Below are 11,922 nucleotides of genomic sequence, written 5' to 3'. Positions count from 1 at the left end.
CGTGATAGCGGTCATTTCTACGGCATGCATGCCCCTGCCCGCTTCACGGCGCAGCTTCGCATCCGCGCTGAGTATGAGAAGCTGTACGATCAGGCCGGTCTCATGGTGCGCATTGACGAGACGCGTTGGGTCAAGGCCGGGATCGAACTCTCGGACGGGCGCGCCATGCTCAGCAGCGTGCTGACCGATGGCCGCTCGGACTGGGCCACGGCCCCCTATGAGGGCGATCCGAAGGATTTCTGGATGCGGGCAAGCGTGGCTGATGGCGTGCTGCGGCTTCAGGTCTCAGGCGATGGCAAAACCTGGCCGCTCGTGCGTCTGGCCCCCTTCCCCGTGGCTGAGTCCTATCTGGTCGGGCCGATGTGCTGCACGCCAGAGCGCGAAGGGCTGAAGGTGCGTTTTTCTGACTGGAAACTGACCCCGCCGCTTAACAAGGCGCTGCATGACCTGACATGATGCCCCACCGCAGCGAAAAACAGAAAATGCTGGCGGGCGAGCTGTACGTGGCCAGCGACCCCGAATTGCAGCACGATATGGCGCAGTGTGCCGAGTGGCTTGCCCGGTATAACACCGGCAACGGATCCCTGCCCGAACGGCTGGGCGCGGTTGGGGAGAATACCTGTATCCGCCCACCCTTTCATTGTGATTACGGCTACAACATCTTCCTTGGGCGCAACGTATTCCTCAACTTCAACTGCGTCGTGCTTGATGTGGTGCCGGTGAGGATCGGGGATGGCACGCAGATCGGCCCCGGCGTGCAGATTCTGGCCGCCGATCATCCGCGCGACCCGGAACTGCGCGAGAAAATGCTGGAATCTGGCCGCCCCGTGACTATTGGCCGCAATGTCTGGATCGGTGGCGGCGCCATCATCCTGCCCGGCATCACGATCGGGGATGATGCCATTATCGGGGCGGGCAGTGTCGTCACCCATGATGTGCCTTCTGGCGTAACCGTGGCCGGCAATCCGGCGCGGCCCCTGCATCTGTGATCATAACCCCGGCAAACAGACACACCCATGGCTGAATTCCAGTTTCAACAGATTGATGTATTCTCCACTGAGCCGACCAGGGGCAATCCGGTCGCCGTGGTGATCGGGGCAGACGGCCTGACCACGGAGCAGATGGCCGCCTTTGCCAACTGGACGAACCTGAGTGAAACCACGTTCCTGCTCCAGCCAACCACGCCGGATGCGGATTACAGGGTGCGTATCTTTACGCCCCGGACCGAACTGCCCTTTGCCGGCCACCCGACCCTGGGCAGTTGCCATGCCTGGCTGGCTGCGGGCGGCCAGCCGCGCGGGAATACGATCGTGCAGGAATGTGGTCTGGGCCTTGTGCCGGTACGCGCGCATAATGGCTGCCTTGCCTTTGCAGCGCCCCCATTGCAGCGATCGGGGGCGGTGGAGCCCGACCTGCTGCACCGGGTTGCGGATGGGCTGAAGATTCCCGCCGCCTCCATCCGGGCCGCAGCATGGACTGATAACGGGCCGGGATGGCTGTCCGTCATGCTGGGGTCGCGCAGGGAGGTGCTGGCGCTTGAACCCGATTACGCGGCCCTGTCGGACCTGTGTATCGGCGTAACAGGACCTTGGGATCCCATCCACGATGGGCAACAGGCGCAGTTCGAGGTGCGTGCCTTCGCCATGGCCTGTGGGGTCAATGAAGACCCCGTGACCGGAAGCCTGAACGCCGGGCTGGCGCAGTGGCTCATAGGCAGCGGGCTTGCGCCCGGGCATTACATTACCAGCCAGGGCACCTGCCTTAGCCGGGCCGGACGCGTGCATGTTGATCTGGAAGATGGAAAAATCTGGGTTGGCGGGGTGACAACGACCCTGATTGTAGGCGTGCTGCGGTTATGATCCTTTCTGCGGGAATGCAACGGCCCTTTCCAGAAGAGCGGGCCAACAGACAACGGCTTTCATCATTGAGCATGTTTTTACCAAGGCTGTCTGTGTGCTCCTGTATTATTGAGCAGAAAGGCTGTTTACGGGGAAAGCGGAAGGTCGGCTTTCAGTTTACAAAGATAAAAAGCAGACTAATCATCGATTACTAGGCAGAAAGTGTCCCCCGATATCTCGCTTTACCGGTGGTCTCCTTTGTCGGCCGGAACCTTGTCATCCGCGATAAGGTTGCAGGCAGCCACCGGGCGGCGATGATTTGCATCTTCGTTGATACACGCCTCAAACGTATCATGGCGCACCTGCTGGCCTGCTTTCGTATTGAGGAAAAATGGTGCGAGTTGTTCTGCGCAATGCCCGCCATCGCGAAAATCCATATCCACCGCATCAAGAAAAATCTGTGTGGGGACGAAACCAGCATAAAGCGGATCGCCGAACTTCAGGGGGATCTTGATATTCTGAAGATAGCGGATGCTGAACGCACACATCGGCCCGTAAAGTTCACGATGGCTCAGGAAATGGTAATCGAGCCGCCTGCCTGCGATCGGGATACGCCAGCTCCCCATGATGCTCTCCATGCCGTTCGCTTCTCCCGCCTCATAGAGCTGGATATTACGAACGAGATAATCCAGCAAGATCATGGATTTGCAATCATCCGTGCCGCAATGCACGGCCTTCGCCTTCGCTGCAGCAGCTTCAAGTCCTGCAAAAGTCGAGGGAACAGGCACGCTTTCAGCCGGCAGTGACGGCGAACGCGCATGGGCCGGGCATACTGTGAAAAAGGCTGCCAGTATAAGGGCAAATGATTGCATAGGTTTACTCCCGATAGAACTTGAACTCCCTTTCCGGAACATTAAAGACGCGCACACGATTCCAGTCCTTTGCCCATTTTGGAGCATAATTCTTAATCGGTTTTCTACTTCGGTCCCGAACCCCATCGACTGATTCCAGTCCGCTGCCAATATCGAATCCATGCAGATTCGTATCTCTCTCTTTTGGCATGCTGAGCGGGGAATAAAAAAGGGTAGCACCCTGGCTGATATCACGCGCCTGACCGGACAGCAGGCTTTCCGCGATACGTCGGCTTATTGTCGTTGCAGGATGGTTGTGTGCGTAATTGTTATGCTGCCAGACTACGGACACCGATCTGAGATGACGGCGCTTCATTCTGTTGATGACAGTCCATCCGACCATGAGTTGTGCTGTCTCGTTCGAGCCACGTGCCTCTGATGCAATAATACGGCCTAGATCTTCAATATTCTGTCTGGTGAGCCTTTCGTCCTGAGAATAGGACAAAGAAGGCAAACGGCCAGAAGCAGATTGTAATGACGGCATGCTGGCTGTCTTTCCCGAATGTTATCGTAGCTTCAAATGTTTCTAATTTGTTCCTGTGTAGGCATCAAGCATCATTACGTATGCGCGCTCTGAGCGCGCCATGCTCCCTGATATCTGCTTCGGGCAATGCAGCAATGTGGCAGAATGTCTGCAATGAGGCGAAAGCGGCAAGTCCTCTTTCGCCTTCATGGCCGTCATTCCAAAGAACGCAGGACTTCAACACGGACCAACAAACCATTCGGCAGAGGCCGCTGAAGACGCAAAGCCTCGGCCACCGGGGCGTTCATCCATACATCCAGTTCGTCTGGCTGCGTCAGGATCACCGGCATGGCCTTCGGATGGATCGCGCCTACTTCCCGGTTGGCATCCGTCGTGAGAAATCCGAACAGATCATCCGTCGTCTCGCCATCCGCCAGTTTCCGCACTGAGGTCCATCGACACCAGATCCCGGCAAAGAAAGCGAGCGGTTCTCCATCGCTGCGGGCAAACCACACCGGCCGCGATTTCCCGTCGGGCAGACGCTCCGGTTCCGAGAACGCCGTCAGTGGCACGAGACAGCGATGCGCCACGCCTTCCCAGCGCTTCCACCATACAGATCCCGGATTGCGGATATTGGTCACCCCGCGATCCACCTTGTGCCCCTTTAGATAGCCCGGCGGTGTCGGCATGCCCCAGCGCGCCATGACCAGTTCGCGACCATTCTCATCATTCCGCACAATCGGCGCCATCGTATTCGGGTAGATCTCGGGCAGTGGCTGGAGATTGCCCGTGCGATCCTCAAGAACTTTCGCGATCGCCCGGATCGCCTGAGGATTCGAGGTCATGGAATAGAGATTGCACATCGGCGTTGCTTCCTTACGACCACATGCCGCGCAGACGGGCCGCCATATCAATCCGCACCGACTTCACCGCCTCCTGCCGGGCCTGCTCTTCCGGCTTCACGACCGGCCAGGATACGGACTGAAACAGGGGCAGCATGTCCCGGTCGATGAAACGGGTGCGAGACGCATAGACATGCCGGTCGCCCCGGCTGTGCTGGCCATGCACATAGAAGCGCTGCGGTACCATGATATCGAGACTGTCCTTCGCCCGCGTCATGGCGACATAGAGCAGCCGGCGTTCCTCTTCGATGTCATCCTGCTCGCCGGTGGCCAGATCGGATGGAATGCAGCCGTCCACCGCATTCATCACGAAGACATTTTTCCACTCCTGCCCCTTGGCGGAATGAATGGTGGAGAGGATCAGATAGTCCTCATCCAGCAACGGCACGCCGGCCTGATCGGATGTGGCATCCGGTGGGTCCAGCGTCAGTTCGGTCAGGAATTTTTCCCGTGAGGCATAGCCGCTGGCAATCTGTTCGAGTTGCACCAGATCGGCCAGACGGGTGGAGGCGTCCTCATGCAGCCGTTCCAGATGCGGTTCATACCAGTAGCGTACAGCCGCGATCTCGCCCGGCCAGCCGACCTGATGGCCGCCAAGAGCGGTCAGCATATTCACGAAACCCGTCCAGGCCTCGCCACTACGCTGCGGGGCTTTGACATCCTTCAGCGCCTCGAAGGGATGGGCACTTTCGCCCATCGTGTCCAGCACGCGTCGGGCCGAACCCGGCCCCACACCCGGCAGAAGCTGCAACACCCGGAAGCCTGCGATGCGGTCGCGAGGGTTCTGAGCAAAACGCAGCAGAGCCAGCACATCCTTCACATGCGCACTGTCGAGAAACTTCAGGCCACCGAACTTCACGAATGGGATGTTGCGCCTTGTCAGTTCCACCTCCAGCGTGCCGCTATGGTGCGAGGCCCGGAACAGCACCGCCTGCTGCTTCATCGGCGTGCCACCCTCCCGCTCTTCCAGCACACGATCCGCGATATAGCTCGCTTGGGCGGTGTCGTCCCAGATGGTGACCAGTCGCGGCTTTTCATCTGAGGTGCGCTCGGTCCACAGATCCTTGGTGAACCGCTCGGTCGCTTCGCCAATGACGGCGTTGGCCGCATCCAGAATGGGCTTTGTCGAGCGATAATTCCGGTCCAGCGTCACGACGCATGCCGGGGGATCGAAGGACGCCGGAAAATCGAGGATGTTGCGCACGGTCGCCGCCCGGAAGGCATAGATGCTCTGGGCGTCATCGCCCACCACCGTCAGCCCGCGTCCGTCGGGCTTCATGCCCAGCAGGATATCCGCCTGCAGCCGGTTGGTGTCCTGATACTCGTCGACCAGCATATGATCCCATTTGCCGCCGATATCGGCGGCCAGCACCGGATCGCTCACCATCTGCGCCCAGCACAGCAGCAGATCGTCGTAATCCAGCACACCCTGTTCCTGCTTCGCCGTGACATAACCTGCAAAGAGCTGTTTGAGCTGGCCTTCCCAGCCCGCGCACCACGGATAGTGCTTCAGCAACACATCGGCGAGCGGTGCGCCGGAATTCACCACACGGGAATAGATGGCAAGGCACGTGCCCTTACCGGGAAACCGCTTCTCGGTTTTGGAAAACCCCAGATCGTGGCGGATGAGATTCATCAGATCGGCGGAATCCTCCCGGTCATGGATCGAGAAAGCCGGGTTCATACCGATCTGCTGGGCATACTCCCGCAGCAGCCGCGCACCGATGGAGTGGAACGTCCCGGCCCAGGCCAGCGCGTCGGCCAGAGGACCGGCCTTGTCGCCGAGCACCGTTTTGCAGATGCGCTCCACCCGTCGCGTCATCTCGACACTGGCCCGGCGCGAGAAGGTCAGCAGCAGGATACGACGCGGATCAGCGCCGGAGTTAATCAGATGCGCGACCCGGTGCGCCAGCGTATTGGTCTTGCCCGATCCGGCGCCAGCGATGACCAGCAGCGGGGGTGAATCCGCGATGCCTGCCGAGACTCCGGTCCCGTGCGTGACGGCCTGCCGCTGCGCATCATTCAGACGGGACAGATAATCGCCGCTGTTTGGGATGGGAGAAGGTTCTGAATTCAATTCCTTAGCGCGCTTTCATCAACGATACCGAACCGACATCGGATACCAGCATGCCGGATACGGAGCGAATTTGCATTGACTTGCGTAGCATGATCAGAACAAATCAGGAACATATAATCATGAAATGCACCTGCACAAGGGACATCGACCCGTGAAATGACTGCTGAACTCAATAAAAAACCCGGTCTGGAGACGCTGCGGGCCGCGATCAGCCGTCTCGAAGGGCATAGCGACCGACGCCGCAAGATGCTGCCCTTTGGCGTACGTGAGATCGACAGCCGCCTGCCCGGTGGTGGTCTGGCGCTGGGTGCGTTGCACGAGGTGGCGGGCGGCGGCAACGATGCCCTGCACAGTGCGGCGGCTGGTCAGTTCTGCGCCGGCATTGCGGCCCGCACGCGCGGCAAGGTGCTGTGGATCGTCACCCGTCAGGATGTGTTCGCCCCTTCCCTGAAGCAGGTCGGGCTGTCGGCACGGCGGACCATCTATGTCGAGGCGGCCTCGGACGTCGATGTGCTGGCCTGTTTCGAGGAAGGACTGCGGCATGGCGGTCTTGGGGCCGTGGTCGCCGAGGTGGCGCGTCTGTCCATGACGGCCTCACGCCGCCTGCAACTGGCGGCCGAGACGTCCGGTTCCCTCGGCATCGCCATCCGACGCTGGCGGCGGCAAACGGATGCGGCGGATTTCGGTCAGCCAACGGCTTCTGTCACCCGCTGGCGAGTTTCGGTTCTGCCGTCCGCGTCGCTGCCGGTTCCCGGTGTGGGAAGACCGCGCTGGCTGCTGGAACTGATCCGCGCCCGCGCAGGCGAATGTGCCGATTTTGAAGTGGAGGCCTGTGATGCCAAAGGGAGGCTCGCCCCATGCAGCCCGATCGCGGATCGTCTCTCTTTACCTGCCGCTCTGGCCGACGGATCGGATCAGGAAGCGGCTGGGCAAAGACGCGCCAGCGCCTGAGGTACCGCTGGCGCTGATCGGACGGGAAGGACGGCGACGGGTGGTGCTGGCGGTCGATCTCGCCGCCCGCAGGCTGGGTCTGCGTCCCGGCACTCCGGTCGCCAAGGCCCAGGCGCTGTATCCTGATCTGCTGCTGATGGACGCCGATCCCGAGGGCGACCGGCTGGGGCTGGAAAAGCTGGCCCTGTGGTTCCAGCACCGTATCGCGCCCATCGTGGCCGTCGATGCGCCGGATGGGCTGGTTCTGGATACGACCGGGGCGGATCATCTGCATGGCGGTGAACTTCCCATGCTCAAGGACATGGTTCATCGCGTGGCGGGCGCCGGCTTTCGGGCAAAAGCTGTGGTGGCTGACACGTGGGGAGCCGCGCACGCCATCGCCCGCTATGGCCGGTTAGCGATAGGGGCTGTCCCTTCAGATAAAACGACCTCTGCACTGGCCGACCTGCCCATTGAAGCACTCCGCCTGCCAACCACAATCATTGAGGGTCTGGCCAAGCTGGGCATATCCCGCATTGGACCGCTTGCCGCCATGCCCCGTGCACCTTTGGCGCTGCGTTTCGGCCCAGAAGTAGCCCGCAGGCTGGATCAGGCGTTCGGGCGTATTGGTGAAGCCATCGTGCCAGTCCGCCCGGTTGATCCGGTCGAGGTCAGCCGGAATTTCGCCGAACCCATCGGCGCGGCCGAAACCATCGCCAAGTACATCGGCAAGCTGGTGCCACTGCTCTGCCAGGGCCTGGACGAACGCGGACAGGGCGTGCGCCGCCTCGACCTGCTGCTGCATCGGGTGGACAGCCGCACCGAGGCGATCCGGGTGGCCACGGCCATGCCGGTGCGCGACGTCAGACGTCTGACCCGGCTGTTGTGCGAGAAGATCGAAACCATCGATCCGGGGTTCGGCATCGAACGCATGGTGCTGATCGCCTCTCTGGCGGAACCGATGGACCGGCGGCAGACCGTCTCTTCCCTGATCGCCGAGGAAGAGGCCGATGTGTCCGACCTGATCGACACACTGGCCAACCGTGTCGGCACGCAGGCGCTCTATCGCTTTGTCCCGGTAGAAAGCGATCTGCCCGAACGCTCCTTCTGCCGCGTGCCCGCGCTGGCGCCCGAGGAGACGAAGGACTGGCCCGAGCACTGGCCACGTCCAACACGCCTGCTGGCACCGCCGGAACCCGTGCAGGCGATGGCGGAACTGCCGGATCAACCGCCACTGTTTTTCATCTGGCGGGGCGTGCGACGAAAAGTGAAATGCGCCGACGGGCCGGAGCGGGTCTTTGGCGAATGGTGGAAGAATGATGCCGAACTGACCATCGCCCGGGACTATTTCCGGGTGGAGGACACGAGCGGAGAACGCTTCTGGCTCTACCGGGCCGGCGATGGCGAGCATGGCGAGACCGGCTCGCAGGGCTGGTTCCTGCATGGGATCTTCGGATGAACACCTCAGCACCGCGTTACGCGGAACTGCAGGTGACGACCTATTTCTCGTTCCTGCGTGGAGCCTCGTCGCCGATCGAACTGTTCGAACAGGCCAGAGCGCTGGGGCTTGAGGCGCTAGGGATCTGTGACCGCAATTCCCTGGCGGGCATGGTGCAGGCATACGGAGCCGCGAAGACTACCGGCGTCCGGCTGGTCGTCGGGTGTCGCCTCGATCTGGCGGATTTCCCGCCGGTGCTGGTCTATCCGATGGACCGGACCGCCTATGGCCGGTTGTGTCGTCTGCTCAGCCTTGGCAAGGCCCGAGCCGGAAAGGGAAAGTGTCATCTTCTCTGGGAAGACTTGATCGCCTGGGGCGAGGGCCTGCTCGTCGTCCTGATCCCGGACACGGCGGATGATGCCTGCGCCCTGCACCTGCGCAAGCTGAAAGACGCCTTTGCTGACCGCGCCTACATGGCGCTCACCCTGCTCCGTCGTCCCAATGACCAGATGCGGTTGTATGAGCTTGCCAACCTGGCGCATCAGGCGCGAGTGCCGACCGTCGTGACCAACGATGTGCTGTTCCACACCCATGATCGACGCATCCTGCAGGACATCGTCACCTGTATCCGGCACAACACCACCATCGATGAGGCAGGCTTTGTTCGCGAACGTCATGCCGATCGTTATCTCAAACCGCCGCAGGAAATGGCCCGGCTGTTCAGCCGTTACCCTGAAGCGGTCGCCCGCACCCTAGATATCGTGGAGCGCTGCCGCTTCTCGCTCGATGATCTGGCCTACCAGTATCCCGATGAAGTATCCGTGCCCGGTCAGACGCCCCAGCAGGCGCTGGAAACCCTGACATGGGAGGCCACAGCCCGCACCTATCCCGAAGGGGTGCCGGACGAAGTCTGCAAAAGCCTGCAACATGAACTCGCCCTGATCGGGCGCATGGCCTACGCACCGTATTTCCTCACGGTGAACAGCATCGTCCGTTATGCCCGTTCTCAGGACATTCTTTGTCAGGGACGTGGGTCGGCGGCCAATAGTGCGGTCTGCTACGTGCTCGGCATTACTGCCATCGATCCGGCCCGCAACTCCCTCCTGTTCGAGCGCTTCGTCTCCGAGGAACGGGGCGAACCGCCGGATATCGATGTGGATTTTGAACACACACGCCGTGAGCAGGTCATCCAGTGGGTCTATGAGCATTACGGGCGTGACCGGGCAGCCCTGACGGCCGTGGTGATCCGCTATCGCGCCAAGGGAGCGCTCCGGGACGTCGGCAAGGTAATGGGCCTCCCCGAAGACCTGATCCGCACGCTGTCAGGTCAGATCTGGGGCTGGGGGCGCAAGCTGGATGATGAGGCCCTGAATGAGACGGGTATTGACCTGTCCGACCGGCGCATCCGCCTGACACTCGACCTGGCACGTTGCCTGATTGGTGTACCTCGTCACCTGTCACAGCATCCCGGTGGTTTTGTGCTGACACATGACCGGCTGGATGAACTGGTGCCGATCGAACCGGCATCCATGGAGGACCGCCAGATCATCGAGTGGGACAAGGACGATATCGACATCCTGAAATTCATGAAGGTCGATATCCTGGCGCTTGGCATGCTGACCTGCATGAAAAAAGGACTGGACCTGCTGGCAGAACACAAGGGCCAGCACTTCACGCTCCAGACCCTCCCGGCTGAGGATCCGCGTACCTACGCCATGATCAGGAAGGCTGACACCATTGGTGTCTTCCAGATTGAATCCCGCGCCCAGATGTCCATGCTCCCACGGCTCAAGCCACGCGTATTTTATGACCTCGTCATTGAAGTGGCGATCGTCCGCCCCGGCCCCATACAGGGGGATATGGTCCATCCCTATCTCCTCAGGCGCGAAGGGATCGAACCGGAAAACTATCCCACCCCGGAACTGGAAAAGGTTCTGAAAAAGACCCTCGGGATCCCGTTGTTTCAGGAACAGGCGATGCAGGTCGCCATGATCTGTGCAGGGTTTACCGCCGCCGAGGCCGATCAGTTGCGTCGGGCCATGGCGACGTTCAAGAACACTGGTACCGTCTCGCAGTTTCAGACACGCCTGATCGAAGGCATGCGCGCCAACGGTTATCCGGAAGAATTCGCCGAGCGGATCTATCAGCAACTGGAGGGCTTCGGTTCCTATGGATTTCCCGAGAGCCACGCGGCGAGTTTCGCCATTCTGGCCTACTCATCGTCATGGATGAAATGCACGCATCCGGACGTGTTTCTGGCATCACTCCTGAATTCCCAGCCAATGGGATTTTATGCGCCGGCGCAGCTTGTCCGTGATGCGCGGGAGCATGGCGTGGAGGTCCGACCTGTCTGCATGAATGCTTCACGCTGGGACAGCACGCTGGAAGGACCGGAAAGCTCCAATGGCCGATTTGCCGTGCGGCTAGGCATGAGTCTAGTGAAGGGGCTGGCCAATGACGATGCAGCCCGCATTGTTGCCGCGCGAGCCTCACGCCCGTTTACCTCGATCGATGATCTGTGGCGTCGGGCCGGTGTGAAAGCGGCAGCCCTGACCCATCTGGCCGAAGCGGATGCGTTCCGGCCTTCGCTCGGGCTGGTACGGCGCGAGGCGCTCTGGGCGATCAAGGCTCTGCGCGACGAACCATTACCCCTGTTCGCGGCAACGCAGGTAACCCGGGAAGCGGAGGAACCGGACGTGCTGCTCCAGCCGATGCGGGATGGCGCCGAGGTGGTGCGAGACTATAACCGGCTTGGCCTGACCCTGCGGAATCATCCGCTGACCTTCCTACGCGAGGATCTTCAGGCAAGGGACATCATGTCCTGTCGGCAGGCGCTGGCCGCGAAAGATGGGAAGCGTCTCACCGTGGCGGGGCTGGTTCTGGTCCGGCAGCGACCGGGCTCCGCCGAAGGTGTGGTGTTCATGACGCTGGAGGACGAGACGGCCAACATGAACATCATCATCTGGCCCGATATGTTCGACACTAACCGGCGCGTGGTGCTTGGCGGCCAGATGCTGGCGGTGACAGGCATACTGCAGAAGGAAGGTGAGGTCGTGCATCTGGTAGCAAAGGAGATTATCGATCTCTCCGGGCTGCTCGCAGACGTTGGTAATCGCTCCTCTGCTGAGAGCGCTCATGACAGCGTTTCCGCCGGTGAGCGTATCGTCGTCAGATCGCGCAATTTCCACTGATCAATAAGGCCGCCGATCAAGTTCACGCCATCGTGAAAAGCCTTGTTATGAGTCCAAACTACGCTGGAGTTTCACTCCCATTTGCATCCTATACGCATCCTGCGCGTGTTTCCCAAACGCAGAAAGCCGCCCTTACGGACGGTTTAACATGCTGATTATATTGTATAAGGTT

Annotated in this window: 10 protein-coding genes; 6 read left to right on the top strand and 4 right to left on the bottom strand. The window is 60.7% G+C overall.

The window, feature by feature from the left end; genetic code table 11:
* The 3 genes from HNO79_RS15980 to HNO79_RS15970 all read left to right on the top strand — a co-directional run.
* Positions 1 to 456 (top strand): DUF1349 domain-containing protein (locus HNO79_RS15980; RefSeq protein WP_214165904.1); only part of this gene is annotated, 456 nt, incomplete at its 5' end.
* Positions 453 to 989, top strand: coding sequence for a sugar O-acetyltransferase (locus HNO79_RS15975; protein ID WP_200409353.1), 537 nt, complete (start codon positions 453 to 455; stop codon positions 987 to 989). The genes HNO79_RS15980 and HNO79_RS15975, both read left to right, overlap by 4 nt.
* Before the next feature lie 27 nt (positions 990 to 1,016).
* On the top strand, positions 1,017 to 1,859 hold the full coding sequence (locus tag HNO79_RS15970; RefSeq protein ID WP_214165905.1) for a PhzF family phenazine biosynthesis protein: 843 nt from the start codon (positions 1,017 to 1,019) through the stop codon (positions 1,857 to 1,859).
* Positions 1,860 to 2,080: 221 nt separating this feature from the next.
* Here the strand turns inward: HNO79_RS15970 and HNO79_RS15965 are convergent, their stop codons facing one another.
* The 4 genes from HNO79_RS15965 to HNO79_RS15950 form a co-directional block, all read right to left on the bottom strand.
* On the bottom strand, positions 2,081 to 2,710 hold the full coding sequence (locus tag HNO79_RS15965) for a hypothetical protein (RefSeq protein ID WP_048857145.1): 630 nt from the start codon (positions 2,708 to 2,710) through the stop codon (positions 2,081 to 2,083).
* Positions 2,711 to 2,714: 4 nt separating this feature from the next.
* The gene (locus HNO79_RS15960; RefSeq protein ID WP_214165906.1) at positions 2,715 to 3,233 is read right to left on the bottom strand and encodes a cell wall hydrolase; all 519 of its coding nucleotides are present in this window, start codon (positions 3,231 to 3,233) and stop codon (positions 2,715 to 2,717) included.
* A 194-nt stretch (positions 3,234 to 3,427) separates the two neighbouring features.
* Positions 3,428 to 4,075 carry an SOS response-associated peptidase gene (locus HNO79_RS15955; RefSeq protein ID WP_214165907.1) on the bottom strand — a complete coding sequence of 216 codons (648 nt, stop codon included), beginning with the start codon at positions 4,073 to 4,075 and terminating at the stop codon, positions 3,428 to 3,430.
* A 13-nt stretch (positions 4,076 to 4,088) separates the two neighbouring features.
* Positions 4,089 to 6,191 carry an ATP-dependent helicase gene (locus HNO79_RS15950; RefSeq protein ID WP_214165908.1) on the bottom strand — a complete coding sequence of 701 codons (2,103 nt, stop codon included), beginning with the start codon at positions 6,189 to 6,191 and terminating at the stop codon, positions 4,089 to 4,091.
* A gap of 156 nt (positions 6,192 to 6,347) precedes the next feature.
* Here HNO79_RS15950 and HNO79_RS15945 point away from each other — a divergent pair, with 156 nt between their 5' ends.
* From HNO79_RS15945 to HNO79_RS15935, 3 genes are read left to right on the top strand one after another with little or no spacing between them, the layout of a single operon-like run.
* Positions 6,348 to 7,142: an ImuA family protein gene (locus tag HNO79_RS15945; protein WP_214165909.1), complete on the top strand. Its 795-nt coding sequence runs from the start codon at positions 6,348 to 6,350 to the stop codon at positions 7,140 to 7,142.
* Positions 7,027 to 8,580: a DUF6504 family protein gene (locus tag HNO79_RS15940; protein ID WP_275954941.1), complete on the top strand. Its 1,554-nt coding sequence runs from the start codon at positions 7,027 to 7,029 to the stop codon at positions 8,578 to 8,580. The genes HNO79_RS15945 and HNO79_RS15940 overlap by 116 nt, the downstream gene beginning before the upstream one ends.
* On the top strand, positions 8,577 to 11,750 hold the full coding sequence (locus tag HNO79_RS15935; RefSeq protein ID WP_214165910.1) for an error-prone DNA polymerase: 3,174 nt from the start codon (positions 8,577 to 8,579) through the stop codon (positions 11,748 to 11,750). Before HNO79_RS15940 ends, HNO79_RS15935 begins: the two co-directional genes overlap by 4 nt.
* Positions 11,751 to 11,922 lie beyond the last annotated feature (172 nt).

This window comes from Komagataeibacter oboediens (genome assembly GCF_018491655.1).
Classification (GTDB): Bacteria; Pseudomonadota; Alphaproteobacteria; order Acetobacterales; family Acetobacteraceae; genus Komagataeibacter; species Komagataeibacter oboediens.
This window is presented reverse-complemented; position numbering and strand designations above follow the sequence as displayed.

Coding starts and splice junctions, on each gene's coding strand:
- HNO79_RS15965 (WP_048857145.1), bottom strand. CDS start 2,710: ATGCAATCATTTGCCCTTATACTGGCAGCCTTTTTCACAGTATGCCCG.
- HNO79_RS15945 (WP_214165909.1), top strand. CDS start 6,348: ATGACTGCTGAACTCAATAAAAAACCCGGTCTGGAGACGCTGCGGGCC.
- HNO79_RS15960 (WP_214165906.1), bottom strand. CDS start 3,233: ATGCCGTCATTACAATCTGCTTCTGGCCGTTTGCCTTCTTTGTCCTAT.
- HNO79_RS15975 (WP_200409353.1), top strand. CDS start 453: ATGATGCCCCACCGCAGCGAAAAACAGAAAATGCTGGCGGGCGAGCTG.
- HNO79_RS15955 (WP_214165907.1), bottom strand. CDS start 4,075: ATGTGCAATCTCTATTCCATGACCTCGAATCCTCAGGCGATCCGGGCG.
- HNO79_RS15940 (WP_275954941.1), top strand. CDS start 7,027: ATGCCAAAGGGAGGCTCGCCCCATGCAGCCCGATCGCGGATCGTCTCT.
- HNO79_RS15935 (WP_214165910.1), top strand. CDS start 8,577: ATGAACACCTCAGCACCGCGTTACGCGGAACTGCAGGTGACGACCTAT.
- HNO79_RS15970 (WP_214165905.1), top strand. CDS start 1,017: ATGGCTGAATTCCAGTTTCAACAGATTGATGTATTCTCCACTGAGCCG.